The following is an 18839-nucleotide window of genomic DNA, read 5'->3' on the forward strand; positions in this document are numbered from 1 at the left end:
AAGTGAAGCCGATTCCCTTTGAAAAAGTCACTATCGTAATGGGTTCCCGCTCAGATTGGGCCACCATGAGCAACGCGACTAAGCCTCTGGAAGAGCTCGAAGTTCCCTTTGCTACTGCTGTGGTTTCGGCCCACAGAACTCCCCAGCGCATGGTTGAATTTGCCAGCCGTGCCCACGAATCCGGTACCGAAGTGATTATTGCTGGCGCCGGCGGCTCCGCCCACCTGCCGGGTATGATCGCTGCTTTGACTCCTCTGCCTGTGATCGCAGTGCCGGTTGAGAGCCGTTTTATGACGGGTATGGACAGCTTGTTATCCATTGTGCAGATGCCTCGCGGTGTGGCGGTAGCAACCCAGGCGGTCGGTGCTTCCGGTGCCTACAATGCAGGTTTGATGGCTGCGCAGATGTTGTCTTTGGCTGATGCGGAATTGCAGAAGCGCCTGATCGCCTGGCGTGAGCGCCAGACCGAGCAAGTCCCGATCACGGTTGAGTGATAGGAGATCGTTGTGAGTAAGAGACGAGTTGCCATTATTGGCTGTGGGCAGTTGGCACAGATGATGGCTCAAGAGGGGCAGCCCCTCGGAGTGGAGTTCAGTTTCCTGGCTGAGACCGGTGAAAACACGGACTGTGTGAAGGGACTGGGGACTATCGTGGAGATGGAACCGGGACAGGATCCTGAGGCCTTATATCAGGCACTGGGACGCCCGGAAGTGATCACCAGTGAGAGAGAGCAAGTGAGTGTGGATTTGCTGCGCTCATTTCAGCCCTTCTGTCCGGTATATCCGGACCCGCATATTACAGAGAAGGCCCAGCACCGCTTGCGTGAGAAGCGAGCACTCACAGACTCTGGACTGCCTGTTGCACCTTTCGCAGCAGCACAGGGTGAAAAAGAGCTGCGGGAAGCGGTCGACCAACTGGGATATCCGGCGTTTATTAAGAGCTGTGAAAATGGCTACGACGGCAAGAACCAATGGTGTGTGAAGAGTGCTGCAGACTTGGATGCTGCCATTCCCCAAGCTAGTGATCAGGAGTGTGTGGTTGAGGCTGGGGTGAATTTCGCCTGTGAAGTCTCCATTATCGGTGCTCGTTCGGCATCCGGTGAAATCAAAGCTTACCCGCTGACGGAAAACCGCCACCGCAACGGCACCTTACTGCTGTCCACCGCTCCCTACGACAACCCGGAGCTGCTCAAGGCCGCAGAGGGTTACCTGGCGACCCTGTTGAAGGACTGGGACTATGTGGGTGTATTGGCCGTTGAGTGTTTTGTCAGTGAGAGCGGCCTGATTGTCAACGAAGTGGCACCGCGAGTTCACAACAGCGGTCACTGGACCTTTGTCGGCCCTGAGGCCAGCCAATTTGCCAATCATATCCGCGCGATACTGGATATGCCCCTGGGCGATACTGCCTGCCCGGTGCCGGTTGCGATGGTCAATATGTTGGGGGTTGATGTAGCTCCGAAGCAGGATAACGATGGTGTTTGGCTGTACGGCAAAGCACTTCGCCCTGGGCGCAAAATGGGTCATGTCATTTTACAGGACCCGGATATGGAGCACCTGCGCCAGCGCAGCGAAAATATGATTGAAGAACTTTACGGCGAAAAGATTTAGTGCTTACTGAATATTGCGCATCGGGTTCTTGAACTTGAGTTTGTAGCCGGTACCCCGCCACATGGGAGTGCCGGCTCGATAAGCCGCCCGGGCAATCATATGGACACCGATTGGCACTGTAAGTAATAAGAATAAAATGGCGGCAATGGCCCTGGCTGTCACCTGAGCGTCACTAAAAAGAATTGCTACGCCCGCTAGCAATAATCCGCAACACACCGTAGCCCCTTTTCCCGATGTACTCATTCGAGTGTAAAAGTCCGGCATTCGCAGCAAGCCCAAAGCGGCGCTGAACCCAAAAAAACTGCCCACCAGAATTATCAAAGCGATAAAAATTTCATCAAATGTCATCACGATCCCTATGGCTGTGGGTGACTGTGCGCGAGCCGCTTTTTTCAATAAAACGGGCAAAGGCCACACTCACTAAAAATGCGACCAGGGCCAGGGCGATGGCAGCGTCCAGATACACGGGCTGTCCCGAGGCAATTGCCAGTAGTGCACAGTAGGCTACCGCCAAAATATTGAGAACATCCAGGGCGACAACCCTGTCTGCTAAGGTGGGGCCCAAAGCGATACGCAGGAAGCACATCACCAGGGCGAGTAACAATAGAAAGGAGGCAATATTGATTGCTACTGTGACCAGTGGCGAATGAATATCGATAATTGTGAGAAACATCAGGAAACGGCCTCCTTAACCCGTTTCTCAAATCCCTCCCTAATCTCCTCGCGAAAGGTTTCTGGATCACTGACAAACATAGTATGTACGATTAAGGCATCATTGTTGGGTGTGACATCCAATACCATAGTGCCCGGTGTCAGCGAAATTAAGTTAGTGAGAATAAAAATCTGGTTTCTATCGAGCCTCTCCATGGGTAGTCGTACTACCAGGGGCCGGCTTTGCAAGCGGGGCGAAAAGACTTCGTAGGCGGCACGCAGGCTGGATAAAACAAGCTCCTCGATAAAGAAAAAGAATAAATGAGCCAAACGGGGCAAGCGGGTAAAATAAGTCTGTGCCCCGGGTAATATAGGTGAGACTCGCAGCGCCAGAAATCCGATCAGAAAACCAAAGAAAAAATTTGCCATGGAGGCATTGCCGGTCAGGGCCGACCAACTGATCGCGAGCAATAAATTTAATAGAAAAATACGCATTTCTATTTATCCATTCCAAAGTTAATGAGTGGTACCTGGTAACACGGCATTCAGGTAATCATCAGGCTCCAATAACTCTCCGGCAGCCCCCAGGGAGTATTCGATAAAAGGCTCGGGAACCAATCCCAAAGCCAAAGTGATTAATGCCAATAACGCGACTGGCAACAGTCGCTGGAAGCGCTCTGCGCCGCTGAGGCTATATAAATTTTTGCAGTGCTCCTGGGGGTGTGGCTTCCAGAATGCCTCTGCCCATATTTTACTCATTGAAAACAGGGTGAGCGCCCCGGTAATCAGTGCGACGGCAGCGACGATATAGGCGGCCTGATCGAGGCTTGCTTTGACTAATAGCAATTTTGCCCAGAACCCAGATAATGGTGGGAACCCCGCCAAGCTAAATGCGGCGATAAAAAAGAAAGTAGAGAGAAGTGGGCTGGCGCGATATAAACCACCAATTTCATTGAGCTCATAACTGCCAGTAAGGCGCTGGGCAGTACCGCTAATCAGAAATAAATTTGTCTTTGCCACAATATTGTGAACCATGTAGAACACAGATCCGGCCAATGCTAAAGGACTGTTCAGTGCTAATCCCAATACCAGGAATCCAATCTGGCTGATGATATGGAATGCAAGTATCTTGCGGAACTCGTACTGTGCTGCTGCGCCCAAAACACCCGTCAGCATGGTGAGTAATGCGGCTCCCAATAAAATATCCCGGGTGAATTCCAAATCATTGGGAAATATTAAAGTAAAGGTGCGAATTAGCGCATAGACGCCGACTTTGGTCAGAAGACCGGCAAATACAGCGGTTACAGCGACCGGTGGAACATGGTATGAAGCGGGCAACCAAAAAAAGAGTGGAAATATTGCCGCCTTAATTCCAAAAGCGCAGATAAAAATAACTGCCAATGTTGAAATCGCGACGGGATTTTGTACCTCGACCAGAGAAATATGCAGCTGCGCCATATTAAGGGTGCCTGTCAGTCCATAAAGCAACCCGATAGAGGTCAGCATCAACAGTGTGGATACTAGGTTTAATGCTACATACTTGATGCCACCGTCCAGCTGTATTTTTTCACCCCCCAGTACCAGCAGTGCGAAAGAGGCAATCAGCATCACCTCAAACCACACATACAAATTAAATAGGTCGCCGGTGATAAAGCTACCGCTAACACCGGCCAATAACAGTTGGAAGAAACTGTGAAAGCCAAGTTTTACCCGTTTCTCACTGATATCTGAAATGGCAAATAGAGAGACACACAAACCCACGATGGCACTGATCAACAGCATTACCGCGCTGAGCCGATCGGCGATCAATGTGATTCCGAAGGGAGCTTGCCAGTCTCCCATTTGCCCAGCTTGAGGGCCCTGGCTTTCTACCAGGACAAGAATATAAAGGTTAATGCAAAGGGCGGTAAGGCACCCCAATATCGAAATACCAGAGCAAAGGTATCTACGGCCTCGAGCGGGAAATGTGATTAACGCCGTGGCGATAGGGATCAGGAATGGCAGGGCCAATAACCAACTCAAGTAGTCTTCTTCCTCTTGGGTTTGACAGGCTCGGCAATACGCATGCTATCCACATCCAATGTACCCAGCTCACGGTAAGCCTGGGCGATCAGGGCCAGGGCAAAGGCCAGCAGGCCGAAGCCAATTACGATCGCAGTTAGGATCAGGGCCTGGGGTAGGGGGTTGGCAACGATAATTTGTGGGGCTTCCTGGCCCTCGGGTACCAGGGGTGGTGAGGCGCGAGTCAACCGCCCGGCGATAAAAATTGCCAGGTTGGCGGCATTGCTAATTAGTACCAAGCCAAATAGATAGTGCAAGAGATGGCGGGCAAGCATCAAATATACGCCGGTAGCAATCAGAATACCGACGACAACGGCGAGGGGAGACTCCATATCAACTGGCCTCTTCCAAAGCAAAAATGAGTGTGAGAACGGCTCCAAGTACTGTCAGGTAAACCCCAATATCAAAAAACAAAAGATTGCTGATAATGATTCCGCCATCTTCCTTGCTGCCTACTATGGCAAACCACTGTCCGGAAAAGGGACCGTCTCCCCAAAATAGAGCCATCAATCCAGATAATCCGGCGATGACAACTCCCCAGGCGGCGAGGGTCCCTGGAGGTATGCGCAGAGCACTTTGTGCCGCCTCCATACCCCAAGCCATGGCAAATAAGGCAAAAGCAGAAGCGGCAATTAATCCAGCAATAAATCCGCCTCCGGGATAATTGTGTCCACGCAACAGCATATAAATGGAGAAGACCAAGATCAGGGCTACCAACACACGGGTCGCTGTCTGTAGGATAATAGAATTCACTGCTTGCCCCGTCTTAAATGATGACCGAGTAAGGTCACCGCAGCGACAGCCGCGGTAAACACCACAATAATCTCCCCGAAAGTATCCAGGGCCCGGAAGTCCACCAGAATGACATTGACGATATTGCGCCCATGAGCCTCGGGTACAGCAGCTTCCTTGTAAAATTCACTCACTGGGCTCTCGAATGGGGTTTGCAGAACCACCAGAATGCTAATGGTAAACAAAAGGCCAACTGTGGCACCGAGCAATGCATCCCTGGGACGAAAGCCTTCCTTCTTGCCGGGAGTAAATACGGGCAGGCGTGGAAGAATCGCAGCAATTAATACCAAGTAGAGTGTTTCCACCAGAATCTGTGTAATGGCCACATCCGGTGCACCAAAGAAGAGATAAATTAGAGCGATACCCACACCGAGAGCGCCGAGAGCGCAAATGGCAGTCAGAGGTTTACGCGCAAAACCCGCAGTAAACGTACCTCCTACCGTCAGCAGTATGGCTGCCCACTCTTTTAAATTAAGTCGTGGCGCAGTGTATTCCAGTGAGAAGTGGCCGGTATGAACAAAGGCATAAAAAAGGGCCATCGAGAGCGTAACAAAAATGACTGTGAGATAACGACGCATAATTCCATTTTGCAATATGCGTGTTTGCAGTGCGGCAAAAGCTTTTAATAGTTCTAAGGATTTATCCCACAGTAGATCGGCGCTAGTTGGCGCATGGGTAAAGTCCCAGTTTAGCCAGGCACGCATACGTTTTAAATTGACATACATAATCACCCCGAGCACAAAAGTAAGAATGCTCATCAGGAGCGGAATGTTAATACCGTGCCAGAGTTTCAGGTCGATGGTTTCCGGAAGGCCAAGTATCGCTGTCAGTGCCGGTTCCACCAGTCCGCCACCGACTAAGTCCGGGGCCAAACCAAATGTGAGGCCGAAGGCGCTTAAAACTAGTGGGCTTATCCATAAACCGGGGGGTGCCCAGCGTATGCGGCTGGCATCTTTGGGGGGAGGGCCAAAGAAGGGCTTGATGGCCACCATGCCGGCTACTGTCACCGTTACTGCATTGGCAAAAATTGCTGCTGTGCCCACCAGTGCGGGCTCTGAAGCTACCGCCAGTGCACCTTCATATTTAAGCTCTTTACCAATAAATCCAAGGAACGGCGGGAATCCTGCCATGGATAGGGCTGAAGCCAGTGCAGCTATAAAAGCAAAGGGCAATAATTTTGCCAGACCGTGCAGCCTGGTTAAATCCCGGGTACCTGTTTGCCGATCGATAATGCCCACCACCATAAACAGTGCGGCTTTATAAAAAGAGTGAACCAGCAAGAAAGTAATTGCAGCGGCGACGGCAGCTGAAGCATCAGAACCCAGAAACATGGTAATAGTGCCGAGGGCAATAACGGTGGTATAAGCGAGGGCCAGTTTAAGGTCTGTTTGACGCAGGGCGGCCAATGCCGCTACTGCGGCAGTGGCAATACCGGTGCAGGTTAAAATCCACTCCCAGTATTCAGTGTGAGCCAGTACCGGATGTAGGCGCGCAAGAAGGTAAATACCGGCTTTGACCATAGTGGCGGAATGTAGATATGCGCTCACAGGTGTTGGCGCCGCCATGGCATTGGGTAACCAAAAATGGAAGGGCAATTGTGCCGACTTTGAAAATGCTCCGATAAGTACCAGTATCAAGATAGGAAGATACAGTGAACTGGATTTAATTTGTTCTCCTTTTATTAACAACTCTTCAAGATCATAGCTATCGACAATCTCTCCCATTAATAGGAAAGCGGTTAGTAAGCAAAGCCCCCCTAAGGCGGTCACTAGTAAAGCCTGTAAAGCTGAACGTCGTGCAACAGCACTGGAGTGGTTAAAGCCAATCAGGAGGTAACTTGCGACCGTCGTCACTTCCCAAAACACAAATAAAGTAATGAGATCGGATGCCAATACCAAACCCAGCATTCCGACCATAAAGAGATAGAGATAGAGAAAGAAGCGCCGCAATAGTGGATTGCCGCGTAAATACTCAGCGGCGTAAATGGTGATGAAAAAGCCGATACCGCTGATTAATAAGGCAAATAAAAAGCTGAGGCCATCAATATAGAAGCGTAGGGATACGCCAAGTTCTGGAACCCAGCTAATGCCAAAAGAAAACTCTCTACCAGCGGAAATATCGGGCAGATGAAAAAGCAATGACAAGGCAATAATGGCCGGAGGGATCGAAGAAAGTAGAGAGATCCATCTTCCCGGCGTTTTTTTATCGCCATTGCGACTTTCCATGTCGCCTTCTGATTCCATTATTTTATCCCTGGTGACTCGATGCCTATATACAGTAGTGATTCACTGCCAGGGTAATAGTTTAGGTGTTATTCCTGAGCTAGAGTGCTTAGGATCAAATTACTCTTGATTGTCCGTATCAGGTGAATAATCTGAGAGGTCAAACCGGGATCTCGAAAGAGTATGATGATTAATGCTAAAGGCGGCAGCGGATTTGTATTCTTATAATTTTATCCAATCACTTGGATTAATAATTAAGAAAAATATCCTATAGATAAATACCCCATTCCCCTCACACTGTTCCTGTTATTGAGTCGCAAGTATTTATGCACAATGAAGAAGTGTGGAATATAACATAGGAGAATAGATATGTTGAAATTGGCATGCTTAGCTGCAGTGGGAGCTTCTGCTGTTTTTCTGTCCAGTGGTGTTTCTGCTGTGAGCTGTGGGGATGTTGTAACTGTACCGGAAATTTTGGAAGGGGCGATAGAGTCATGCGCCGTAAGCCCTGCGGTCACTATTACTGATGCTGGAACATTGGATTTAAATGGTTACTCAATTAGCTGTAATGGTTCTGGGGTGGGCGTAAATCTGCAAGGTGCTGGAAGGATTCTGAGTAACTCAGAGGGGGGAGGGTTTATAGAGAATTGTGCAACAGGTGTCTCCGTTGAAGGGGTTGGAGCGCATTTTATTCAAAATGTAAGTGTCATGAGTAATTCTAATTCTGGTGTTGCAATTACAAGTAACAATAATGTTGTTTTGGATTTATTTTCAAGTTTTAATTCCGGTGTGGGTGTCCGGGTGTTGGGTGACTTTAACCAAGTAATAAATGCAGAAATAAGCGCTAATAATTCTTCCGGTATGGAAGTTTCTGGAAGTAGTAATGTAATAAGTTCAAGTGAATATCAACTAAATGATGATAACGGAATTGTTATTTTAGATGCAGATAATAACCTAATTGTTGGGAATTCATTGGATGAAAATGGAACAAATGGAATTCTATTAGAGGCAGATAATCAGCATGGTAATGTTATTACAGGAAATGAAGTGAATGATAGTGGTAATACGGACCTTAGGGACCAAAATAATCCTGCCTGTGCGAATAATGTATGGATTTCAAATACCTTTGGTAGCTCTAATGATTCATGTATCCAATAGGAGGGTTATGGGGTTGATATTCTTTGCAGATGTATTTGGTTTGGTTGACGCAAGTTTAGGTGTTATTGCAAGACATAAAAATAAGCTAATTTCTATGTCACATTGGGACAGCAGTATCTATATAACTTGTTGGCAAGCTTAACTCGCCAAAATCTATATTTCAAAGACTCCTGTTTATCGAGATCTTTAAAGTTCGGGTAAAAGCTGTAGGTCCGAACTCCGCCTTTTTAAGGGTAGGCGTTAAAGGTTGCAGTTAGGGGGGATCTAGGTATTGGATAATGAGTTGGCCATTTTTAAAGTAATCGATTCCGAGACTTGGAAATGGCATATCATAATAGACCAACTCTTCAAATATTGGCGGGTCTCCTAGTGGTAGTATTCAGAATTCTGAATACTACCACTAGGAATGACCATCTTGTGCGGGGCATATTTTTCATTCACTTTACGAGACATTTAATTCACGTTTAATTGGGAAGGAGATCCCATAGATAAATCCTAGCTCTCTGTCACACTATCAATAGCCTCGAAAATTCCAGGCTTTGTAGTAATTAATTATGATTGGATGAAATGATATGAAAACTGAATGTGCTAACCTCACAAGATTTACGCTTTTAACGATATCTGGTGTTTCAGCTTTTTCACTGGCGGGTGCCGCCTTCGCGGTAAGCTGCGGTGACACGGTTACTACTCCAGAGACTCTGGATGCATCTATTGTTGCATGTGCTACAAGTCCCGCTGTTACTATCACTGATGCAGGATCCTTGGATTTAAATGGTTATACTATTAGCTGCAATGGGGCTGGGATAGGGGTGCAAATACTAGGGTCAGGAAGGACGCTTTCAGATAGTTCTCTCGGCGCGGGAAGTGTTGAATCTTGTAATGTTGGCATTTCTGTAGAGGGAGTGGGGGGGCACTATTTGGAATTTATAACAGTAGTTCTTAATAATTTTTCTGGTATTTCCGTTATTTCTGATACTAATTTTATTTACAATGTTATTTCTGGTTCCTCTACTATTGGTAATGGTGGTGTTGGGGTTAGGCTGGCTGGCGCGAATAATCAGATTATACTTTCTGCATTTGAAAAGAATACACAGTCAGGTGTGGAGATTTCTGGAAATAATAATTATATTAAACAAAGTAGCGCTCTATCAAACTCCGGATCGGGTTTCGTAATTACAACCGCTAATAATATTACCTTAGATAGTGTTACGGCCAATGATAATGGTGTTGATGGAATACTAGCTGAAGCCAGTTCTATGTCAGGTGGATTGATTTTTAATAGTACTGCGCGAGATAATTCTGGAGATGATTTGAGTGATCAAAATACTATTCCTTGTGGGCGATTTCAGTGGATAAATAATGATTTTGGTACAGCAAATAATTCTTGTATTGATTAGTTAGTGTTGTCAGGGGGGCTACTCTGTGGGCCAGTAGCCTAGTGAGGTTATGAATATTAGACTATAGGCAAATCAAACCATAATGCCGTTGCTCCATCTGTTGCTGCTTTTAGCCTTATTATTTCTTTAAATATGCCTAGACCATCCCCGGCACTTAACTGGCGATTATTTTTAATAATGATGTCTCCATCTATGATATGTAGGTAGCCAGGGCGCTGCAATGTATCCAATTGTAGAATCTCTCCAGGCTCTATTTGAAGACGATATAGGCTGGTATCCTGATGGATTTTTAACGAATTATCTCGACCACTGGGTGTTACCAATGGAGTCAGCATGCTCGTTTGGTTTATTGTCCTTTGCTCATAGACAGGTTGAATACCCCTCTGATTTGGCTGAATCCAGATTTGAAGAAACTTCAATTTTTTTGTTTTCGAGTGATTGAACTCGGAATGGGTAATTCCGGTTCCGGCGCTCATTATCTGAACTTCGCCAGCGGGAACGACAAAGTGATTGCCTTCACTATCCCGATGTTCGATAGCACCTTCAAGAATATAGGAAATAATTTCCATATCCCGATGTCCATGGGTGTCAAATCCGGCCCCTGCTTTTACTGTATCATCGTTGATAACGCGCAGTGCAGAAAAACCCATGTGTTTTGGGTCGTAATAGTGTCCGAATGAAAAGGTATGTTTGCTGTCCAGCCAGCCAAAGCGGGCTTGACCGCGTTCATGTGATGGTCTGAAGTAATACATAGCAAGCCCCTATTAGTGCAGTAAGTAGAATGTTAGGGCTATGATAGTCTTCTGCGATATAAAGAAATATTGGATAAAAAGAAGCTTATTATTCGTATAAATAGAATACTCAGCCTTCCTCAGAGGTGGGCATATCTAAAGTAAGTAATCGAAGCTCGCCAATAAACTCCCTCGCCACGGGGCCTAATTTATCCTGGTCTTTAAAGTTCAGGTAAAAACTGCTGGAGCGCACTCCGCCATTTTTCAAGGGGAGTCGATTTAGAGTGCCATTCTCGAGTAGTGTTGAGACCATTGGCAAAGGCAGCCAGGCGAACCCCAGCCCCTGTACAATTAAATCCACGGATGCCCGTAAACTGCCCACTTTCCAGCGTTGCTCTGCCCCCAGCCAGCCGGAATCCCTATTGGTCTGCAGTGCGGAGTCCCGCACAATAATCTGGCGATAGGACTTCAAGTCTTCATAGCTCAGCTCGTATCCCAGCTGATGTAGTGGATGGTTCTTATGGGCTACAGCCACAAATTCGATACGACAAATCTCATCGTTGAGGGCATTCTTCATGCGGAAGGCGGAAAGTCCCAGATCTACCAGCCCCTCCTGAATCAACTCATTAGTGCCGGATAGTACGGTATCAACGATATCAATATTCACTTGTGGATAAATTGCGGAAACTCTCTCCAGAGCCTGAAAAACGACACTTTGGGGAAAGGCGCCATCTACGGCAATACGCAGCTCGGATTCCACTCCCTGGTTAAGGGAGCCGGCAATATCCTCAATACGTGAGACTTCATCCAGTAGGTATTGGCCCCGGCGTAGCATTAAATTACCGGCTTCAGTAATTACCACTTTTCTACCCGAGACTTCAAACAATTTTACGCCGAGTGCAGCTTCCAGATTGCTAACTGCATTGTGAATACTGGACTGGCTTTTGTGAACGTGGGAAGAGGCTTGATTAAAGCCGCCGGCATCTGCGACAGCTTTAAACATTCGCCACTGTTCCAGAGTGGTTTTTTGCATCTGGGTACTCTTTGAAGGCTGCGAAGGGCTGTTCCAAGGTTTAAGGAGCCTGGGGCAGCCCTGAATATCCTGACTGGCCCAGGCTGAATAGGCAAGGGTTTTTAGCTGCGGTTGTGAGAGCTGTTGTAATCGATTTCCGGCCCTACAGGTACAACCTGGGTTGGGTTGATCGATGTATGGCTAAAGTAGTAATGACGTTTAATATGGTGGAAATTTACTGTTTCAGCAACTTTCGGCCACTGATATAGCTCGCGTACATAGTTACGCAGATTAGGAAAGTCCTCCAGTCGCTGGCGGTTGCACTTGAAGTGTCCATGATAGACAGCATCAAAGCGAATAAGGGTAGTGAACAGTCGCCAATCTGCCTCGGTAATTTCTGTTCCGACCAGATAGCGCTGTTCCCCTAAAATTTTCTCAACCTGGTCTAAAGCAGAGAATAAATTATAGTAAGCACTCTCGTAGGCTTCCTGGGTGGTGGCAAAGCCGCAGCGATAAACTCCGTTGTTTATATTTTCATAGACCAGTTGATTAATGGTATCTATATCCTGCTGCTTCTCTTCGGGGAAAAAGTCCTGTGTATCGCCGGTAATGGTATTAAACGCGCTGTTGAACATGCGGATAATTTCAGAGGACTCATTGCTAACGATACAGTTTTTTTGTTTATCCCAAAGTACTGGTACCGTCACCCGGCCCGAGTAGTCAGACTTGTTACGAGTGTATACTTGGTGCATAAACTGATAGCTAAACAGAGTGTCCCCGCTGCTACCTTCGTCGACGTTAAAGCTCCATCCCTGATCGAGCATATCGGGGCTTACTACCGAAACATCGATATGCTCTTCCAGTTTCTTCAGCTTGCGGAAAATAAGGGTGCGATGGGCCCAAGGGCAGGCCAGTGAAACATACAGGTGATAGCGGCCGGACTCCGCCTTAAAGCCGCTGTCACCACTGGGACCTGCACTGCCATCAGCAGTCACCCAATTGCGCAGTTGCGCCGCTTCGCGCTTAAAGCTCCCACCGGAATTCTCGGTGTCGTACCACTGGTCGTGCCACTGGCCATTGACTAACAGTCCCATTTTTTACTCCACAATCGGTATTTTCTGGTCCAGAGGAATTTATTGCTTGGTGCTTTTGCGGTGATCCAAGCTGAAACGCCCGGCGCCATGGGCTGCCACTACCAAAAAGCCGCCGGCAATCGCCAGGTTTTTGAAGAACATCAAAAACTGCATCTGATCGCCCAGATTGTTATGGAACAAGGCAGCAGTAACTAAGCTAAAGCCAGCAAACGCCAAGGCGGTCAGGCGGACCTGGAAACCGGCGACTAGTGCGAGCGTACCACCTATCTCAAACAGAATAACAAGGGGCAGCAGAAATTCTGGCAGACCGCCATAGGCTAGGTACTGTGCACTGCCCTCATAATTTTGGATCTTGTTCATTCCCGCCAACAGGAAGATCGCCGCCAAGCTGATACGGCCAGCCAAGTCAGCACTTGCGGAAAACAGGGAGCTGCCGTCGATATTGGCGCTTGTGGATAAAGTGGATGTGCTCATGGTATCGCTCCTAAAACTGTGAATTTTGCGCTACTCAGTAGTCGCTGCTGTGAGTAAGAGGCAGTTTACAGGGGATCGATAGAATGAAAATTGGTTAAATTCGACCAAACCATTCGAAAAAATAGAATGGTTGTTGAGCCTATCTTATCATTATGTGCAATAGGGCCTTAGTTCAGAAATGGTAACCGATGCCCACCGAGTAAACCCAAGGGTCGATATCCACATCGACATTGATGCGGTCGTAGTCGTTATCTTCTGTACGGAAGCGAATTTTGGCCTTGGTATCGATGCTCAAGTACCAGATGGCCGCATTAAACAGCCAGTTGCTCTCTCGTCCAAAGGCAATATCTATGCCCACTTCCCCTGCCAGGCCCCAGGAATTGCTCAGGCTCAGGGATGCTCTTGAGTCTGCACCCAGGACCGTATCGAAGTAGTTTTGTGCCGTGCGGCTGATATCTTCATCGAAGAAATGGGTGTAGTTAATTCCCACACCAATATATGGCTGTACCCAGGACTCGGTGCATACCGGATACCACTGTACGCTGAGGGTTGGGGGAAGGTGCTTGATGTCACCCAGGGATACCCGACCCAGTGGATCACCGGTATCCGGGTCCGGTAAACCGCGAACATCAAGATCGTGCCGGAAAGGTACAGCTGCCAGTAATTCCAGTCCCCAATGGTCTGCAAATAACCAGGTACCAGTGATGCTAGCGGAGTAGCCTGTATCCACGTAGACCCGGGTGTAGTCCAAGGGGGTGCCATTTAGGCGGAGTCTGCCAGAGTCGTCGTTTGGATCGACCGCAGCAGCGCCAACGCGAACGATAAAATCTCCCTTTTTATAGTCCGCCACGGAATGGCCGGTGAGCAATAGTGCCATGCAAAAAACTATTGTCAGATTGATTCCTTTCATGTCCAACTTTCCAGAGATCCGATGGAATATAAGTAGGAGATCTGATAGGGGTAGGAGAACCCTAATCTACTGCCAGATTATTAGTGTAGATGTCTTGGGGGACTGGGCATGTAGATAACAAAAGCGGTGGCGCAATATTCTATTGATATAACTCTAAAGATCTCTTCTGGGAAAAACTTCCTATTTCGTTAGGAAAATATTTCAGAAGAAGAGTAATCATCGAATCGGTTAATCTGTTGGATGAAATTGCCCTGTATTATTGAATGTTTTTAGGTTGAAATCTCATCAGAGACCATTGATCAGTGTAATTTTCCTATTGCGTATTAAACACCATCAATGATCATATAAAACGGGATATCAGAGATTTAATAATATGCTTAAGATAATACAGGGAATAATGCAACTCACAGGGCGACTATCCCCCAAATTATCAGCAAATATAGCGATGTATATGGCCTCCCGGCCCAGGCACTATCCAGATTCAGAACGCGAGAAAGCGCAGTTAGCCCAAGCCAGGAAGATTATCTACCAGGGTGCTTTAGGTACAGAAAATACGGCCTGGTCTTGGGGGGAGGGGCCAGTAGTGATTCTTTGCCACGGCTGGGAGGCCAAAGCCACAAAAATGGCCACTATGGGGATGGCAATTGCCGAGCAAGGCTTCCAAGCGGTGGCCATAGATGCTACTGCTCATGGTCACTCCGAGGGAAAGGTTTGTAATTTCGATATTATGGCGAAAGATATTTATTCTCTGGCCAGTCAATTTTCGGAAATATTTGCCGTCGTCGGCCACTCGATGGGTGGAATGATGACGATGAGAGCACGGGAATTTGGGCTTAAAGCTCAATGTTATGCTGTACTCGGCTCACCGAGTGCACCTCTGCCTATTCTTGAAATTATGGAAAATTTGTTGAAGGTAAACCCTGAAACTACAGAGATATGCCAAGACAAGATTGCCGACCAGATAGGATACTCTTGGCAGGAATTGTTACAGTGTAAAATGTATACCCCGGAAGAGACTCCGCTTCTGATGATTTACGATACTGAAGATGATGAAGTGCCGATCTTTCACGGAGAGAGAATTCACAAAACCTGGCCCGCAGCGGAGATGATCAAAATTAGTGGTGTGGGACACCGGAAAATGGTCTGGGATACCTCGGTAGTAGAGTCTGTGACGAATTTTTTGGACTACGAGAAGAGTAAAGAAGGCACAAAAGAAGTTGGTTTGGCCAAACTTGTAAGCTAGCGAATTTACTGTAAATTAGTAGGCATAGCGGAATTAGGTTGCCCTAATTCCGCTTGATTATTTTCTTCAAAGCTGCCGTAGGCTGTCCTATTGTGAGGGCTGGTTATAAATAAGCTTATGGAAGCCGACAATAAAACCGAAATTATATGACTGATGGGGTTCTATCTACGACATACCTTGCCACTCATTTTTTTATCGCGTAAATCAGCCCTCAAACAATGATAACCATTGCTCTGAATCCATAGTTATATCTTTCCCATCTTTACTGTAAATCGCATCAGCCAGGGCTTGCTTGTGCGCCTGCATATCGACTATTTTTTCTTCTACGGTATTTTCACAGATAAATTTATACACAAAGACTGGCTTGTCCTGGCCGATGCGATATGCGCGGTCGGTAGCCTGGTTTTCTACTGCGGGATTCCACCAGGGGTCGTAGTGAATAACTGTGTCGGCAGCGGTAAGATTTAGGCCTACACCGCCGGCTTTTAGGCTAATCAGGAATACAGGAACATCGCCATTCTGGAAAGCGTCAATCGCTTCCTGACGTTTGCGCGTGCGCCCGGTGAGTTTTACATAGGGTATTGCCTGTTCTTCAAGGGCGGTTTCAATCTTGCCGAGCATTTCGGTAAATTGGGAGAATAAAAGTATCTTGCGGCCTTCCTCCACCATCTCCGGGAGCATATCCATCAGCGCTTCCAGCTTGGCCGATTGCTTAACCTTTTTTGCCTTGTCCAGTTTGACCAGTGCGGGGTCGCAGCAGATTTGTCGCAGCTTTAATAGGGCATCCAAGATTTCAATATGAGAGCGATTTAGACCTTTCTTCTTCATCAGGTCCCTAACCCGCTTTTCCATCACTGAACGCACTGTCTCATAAAGCGCAGCTTGGGTGGTATCGAGAGTAACCCGCTGTATAATTTCTGTTTTTGGAGGAAGTTCTGTGGCTACTTCCTGTTTTGTGCGGCGTAAAATAAATGGTGAGATCCTCTGGTTCAGAACTTCCTGCTTGTACTCATTAGCCTGCTTCTCAATGGGGTTCCGATAAAGGCTATTGAACCTTTTCTGGCTGTGTAGAAAACCGGGCATCAGGTAATCAAATAGTGCCCACAGCTCACCCAAGTGATTCTCCAGCGGTGTTCCCGTTAGGCACATTTTGTGGTTTGCACTTAGAGTGCGGAGTAATTGTGCCGCTTTCGATTTGGGGTTTTTTATAACCTGAGCTTCATCGAGGATCAACAAATGAAAGTCATGTTCTTTTAATATTTCGCTATCCCGCACAATAAGGGGGTAGGTGGTTATAACCAGATCGGATTCGGGAATGAGGGGGAAATCCTCATGCCGGTTACTGCCGTGAAGTAGTAGTGGCTTTAAGGTCGGGGCAAAGCGATGGGCCTCGTTAAGCCAGTTACCTACCAAGCTGGTGGGTACAACCACCAGGGCAGGCTTGGCCAGGCGCCGGCTTTCTTTCTCTTTGAGGATATGGGCCAGTCCCTGCAAAGTTTTTCCCAGGCCCATGTCATCGGCCAGGATGCCATTCATATTGAGTTTACGCAGGTATTGCAGCCACTCAAAACCCGTTTGTTGATAGGGGCGTAATTGTGCCTTCAGGGCCCTGGGTGGTTTTATGCTTTGCGGGCCTTTTTGCAGGTTTTTAGCCAGCGATTTTAAGTCTTTATTGCCCTGCCAGGCTGAAGTTGCATTAGGCAGTTCCGGAACAGCAAACCTGGGCACTTTGAGGCTTTGGGACTCGCTGTCATACCACTCCTCTAAAACTGCGAATAAGTTGTGAAATAGTGCACTGGGTAGACGGATATACTGGTCTGAGCCGAGGGGAACCAATATGTCTTCTTCGTCTGTAGCCACATACCCCGATTCCAAATATTGCAATAATAATGGTGCTAAATGAATAGACTGCCCTTCAATATCTACAGTTGCACTAAGGGAAAACCAGTCGTTGGAAGATTGCTCTGTTTGCCATTCCCAATCTTCAATCTCGTGTACTTTTAAAGAAAAGTTATCTTCGAATTCAACTATCCAGCCAGATTCCTCAAGTCTTGGGATACCCTCATTGAGGAATTCATGCCAGCGCTCAATAGGAGTTTGGCCTGGTCCGCCATCGGAGAAGAATAAAACGGGTTCACCAGTTTCGTCCGCGCCCAGGCTAAATTGCCACTGCAAGAGATCCTTCAGCGCGGCGGCTTCATGTTTGAAGTCTCGCTCTACTTTATATAGTTTATCTTTTTGGGCGTAGATATTAGATTCAGGACGATTCTCTGTAAGAATTTCCTCCGCGCGGATTACCACCGGGCCATATTGAATATGAAAACTTGCTGTATGGAGACTTTCAGACCCTTCGTGAATAGAAGTTGAGTTAAGGATTAAAACGGGCCGCAATAAATCATCCACAGGTATGATGGGCACTGACTTTGGCGTGGGTAAATGTTCACTGCCATAGCGATTATTGAGAAAAGTAATAGCATCGCCCATTTCATTTTTAGAAATGGCGGGCATGGTTGTAAAGTCATTAAGCGCTTCCCCATCCACCGGGCTGATGATGGGACCAATGATGTCTTCCTGTGGTGAATAATAGCAAGGTGGTTCGGTAGGTATGAGCTTCCAATCATCGGGGAGGTCAGGTACATCTAATTGCAACTGTGCACTGTTCCTGCTTTCCTTCCAACTTAGTTCCAATTTAACTGCCTCTCCCCAATGAATCGGGGTTAGGGAATCGATATCGCTGAAGAAACGCTGACTGGCTAGTAGGTTTTTCAACAGCATTGCGCCTTCTTCTCCTGAAATACTCTTTTTGAACGAGGACTGGGAAAGCAGCTGTTGAAGGCCGAATATTTTTTGGTCGACTTTTGAAGTGGCGAGGCTACTGTTGATATGGAAGTATTCTCGCTGAGGCGCTCCATAGCCGCCTTTCTTGAGGCGTCGAGCTGAATATACGCTAATTCGGGCATGAGCTGGGGTATATTGATCACTCCAGTCTAAGGTGTATAGCAGGTCGCGATTAGATGATGTGTCCTGCTCGGAGTCACGATATTTTTCTTTTACACCTTGTTGCCAGTTGTCCCAAGTACGACTGACTGATGGTTGCCCTAATGGATGTTTATACTCAGCAATTACCGCTATTAGCACTGCAGCTACATGTTTACAGTTGTACCCTACTGGACAGGAGCATTCTCCATCAATTTCAAAGGTTCCCGAAATTGGGTTTTCAGTTATCAATATATATTGATGGTAGTGACTAGAGTAGGAGCCTTTCACCTTCCCGGTGATCGTTTTGCCATCCTGAGAAATATTGAATCTTTCGACAAAACCATTCCGGAAGTAATTTTTCCCTCTAGACAGGCTATTAGTGGGAAGTTGATTGGAAATACTACTGAAATCGATAGGGTTGTTCATTTTTGGGTTGTGTAATGACTACTGGCTGGCGTTTGAGGTTTGAAGAATATTCTTTGCTCTAATAATACCCTCTTTTAAGGAG

Annotated in this window: 18 protein-coding genes; 5 read left to right on the forward strand and 13 right to left on the reverse strand. The window is 47.1% G+C overall.

Going from position 1 to position 18839, the window contains the following annotated elements:
• Positions 1-2 precede the first annotated feature (2 nt).
• Together purE and ACJJIL_RS02465 are read left to right on the forward strand one after the other, a co-directional pair.
• The gene (gene purE / locus ACJJIL_RS02460; protein WP_282931253.1) at positions 3-494 is read left to right on the forward strand and encodes a 5-(carboxyamino)imidazole ribonucleotide mutase; all 492 of its coding nucleotides are present in this window, start codon (positions 3-5) and stop codon (positions 492-494) included.
• A gap of 12 nt (positions 495-506) precedes the next feature.
• Positions 507-1607: a 5-(carboxyamino)imidazole ribonucleotide synthase gene (locus ACJJIL_RS02465; protein WP_445361125.1), complete on the forward strand. Its 1101-nt coding sequence runs from the start codon at positions 507-509 to the stop codon at positions 1605-1607.
• A gap of 3 nt (positions 1608-1610) precedes the next feature.
• On the opposite strand, the gene mnhG is transcribed toward ACJJIL_RS02465, so the two are convergent.
• From mnhG to mbhE, 7 genes are read right to left on the reverse strand one after another with little or no spacing between them, the layout of a single operon-like run.
• Positions 1611-1955, reverse strand: coding sequence for a monovalent cation/H(+) antiporter subunit G (gene mnhG, locus ACJJIL_RS02470; RefSeq protein ID WP_413663319.1), 345 nt, complete (start codon positions 1953-1955; stop codon positions 1611-1613).
• Positions 1945-2280, reverse strand: coding sequence for a cation:proton antiporter (locus ACJJIL_RS02475; protein WP_444911519.1), 336 nt, complete (start codon positions 2278-2280; stop codon positions 1945-1947). Before ACJJIL_RS02475 ends, mnhG begins: the two co-directional genes overlap by 11 nt.
• Positions 2280-2753, reverse strand: coding sequence for a Na+/H+ antiporter subunit E (locus tag ACJJIL_RS02480; RefSeq protein WP_413663317.1), 474 nt, complete (start codon positions 2751-2753; stop codon positions 2280-2282). The genes ACJJIL_RS02475 and ACJJIL_RS02480 overlap by 1 nt, the downstream gene beginning before the upstream one ends.
• Before the next feature lie 21 nt (positions 2754-2774).
• Complete coding sequence (locus ACJJIL_RS02485) at positions 2775-4280, reverse strand: Na+/H+ antiporter subunit D (protein ID WP_445361126.1); 1506 nt, start codon at positions 4278-4280, stop codon at positions 2775-2777.
• Positions 4277-4651: a Na+/H+ antiporter subunit C gene (locus tag ACJJIL_RS02490; protein WP_444907269.1), complete on the reverse strand. Its 375-nt coding sequence runs from the start codon at positions 4649-4651 to the stop codon at positions 4277-4279. Before ACJJIL_RS02490 ends, ACJJIL_RS02485 begins: the two co-directional genes overlap by 4 nt.
• A 1-nt stretch (position 4652) precedes the next feature.
• A complete protein-coding gene (locus tag ACJJIL_RS02495) occupies positions 4653-5072 on the reverse strand; it encodes a Na+/H+ antiporter subunit B (protein WP_444915528.1) in 420 nt (139 codons plus the stop codon).
• On the reverse strand, positions 5069-7354 hold the full coding sequence (gene mbhE / locus ACJJIL_RS02500) for a hydrogen gas-evolving membrane-bound hydrogenase subunit E (RefSeq protein ID WP_445361127.1): 2286 nt from the start codon (positions 7352-7354) through the stop codon (positions 5069-5071). The genes ACJJIL_RS02495 and mbhE overlap by 4 nt, the downstream gene beginning before the upstream one ends.
• Before the next feature lie 348 nt (positions 7355-7702).
• On the opposite strand from mbhE, the gene ACJJIL_RS02505 reads away from it, so the two are divergent.
• Together ACJJIL_RS02505 and ACJJIL_RS02510 are read left to right on the forward strand one after the other, a co-directional pair.
• Positions 7703-8491, forward strand: a complete 789-nt coding sequence (locus ACJJIL_RS02505; RefSeq protein ID WP_445361128.1) for a NosD domain-containing protein — start codon at positions 7703-7705, stop codon at positions 8489-8491.
• 572 nt (positions 8492-9063) lie between these two features.
• Positions 9064-9888, forward strand: a complete 825-nt coding sequence (locus ACJJIL_RS02510; RefSeq protein ID WP_445361129.1) for a right-handed parallel beta-helix repeat-containing protein — start codon at positions 9064-9066, stop codon at positions 9886-9888.
• Positions 9889-9944: 56 nt separating this feature from the next.
• Here the strand turns inward: ACJJIL_RS02510 and ACJJIL_RS02515 are convergent, their stop codons facing one another.
• From ACJJIL_RS02515 to ACJJIL_RS02535, 5 genes are all read right to left on the reverse strand, one after another.
• Positions 9945-10640 (reverse strand): pirin family protein, encoded by a 696-nt coding sequence (locus ACJJIL_RS02515; protein ID WP_444896101.1) that lies wholly within the window; start codon positions 10638-10640, stop codon positions 9945-9947.
• A 109-nt stretch (positions 10641-10749) separates the two neighbouring features.
• Positions 10750-11652, reverse strand: coding sequence for a LysR family transcriptional regulator (locus ACJJIL_RS02520; protein ID WP_445361130.1), 903 nt, complete (start codon positions 11650-11652; stop codon positions 10750-10752).
• A gap of 101 nt (positions 11653-11753) precedes the next feature.
• Complete coding sequence (locus ACJJIL_RS02525; protein ID WP_444925916.1) at positions 11754-12725, reverse strand: glutathione S-transferase family protein; 972 nt, start codon at positions 12723-12725, stop codon at positions 11754-11756.
• Between the two features lie 39 nt (positions 12726-12764).
• On the reverse strand, positions 12765-13199 hold the full coding sequence (locus ACJJIL_RS02530; RefSeq protein WP_445361131.1) for a DoxX family protein: 435 nt from the start codon (positions 13197-13199) through the stop codon (positions 12765-12767).
• Between the two features lie 172 nt (positions 13200-13371).
• A complete protein-coding gene (locus tag ACJJIL_RS02535; RefSeq protein ID WP_445361132.1) occupies positions 13372-14109 on the reverse strand; it encodes an OmpW/AlkL family protein in 738 nt (245 codons plus the stop codon).
• Positions 14110-14482: 373 nt separating this feature from the next.
• Here ACJJIL_RS02535 and ACJJIL_RS02540 point away from each other — a divergent pair, with 373 nt between their 5' ends.
• Positions 14483-15352, forward strand: a complete 870-nt coding sequence (locus tag ACJJIL_RS02540; protein ID WP_445361133.1) for an alpha/beta fold hydrolase — start codon at positions 14483-14485, stop codon at positions 15350-15352.
• Between the two features lie 204 nt (positions 15353-15556).
• Here ACJJIL_RS02540 and ACJJIL_RS02545 read toward each other — a convergent pair whose 3' ends face one another.
• Positions 15557-18757, reverse strand: a complete 3201-nt coding sequence (locus ACJJIL_RS02545) for a DEAD/DEAH box helicase (RefSeq protein WP_445361134.1) — start codon at positions 18755-18757, stop codon at positions 15557-15559.
• Positions 18758-18839 lie beyond the last annotated feature (82 nt).

The organism is Microbulbifer maximicatervae (SeqCode), from assembly GCF_052468095.1.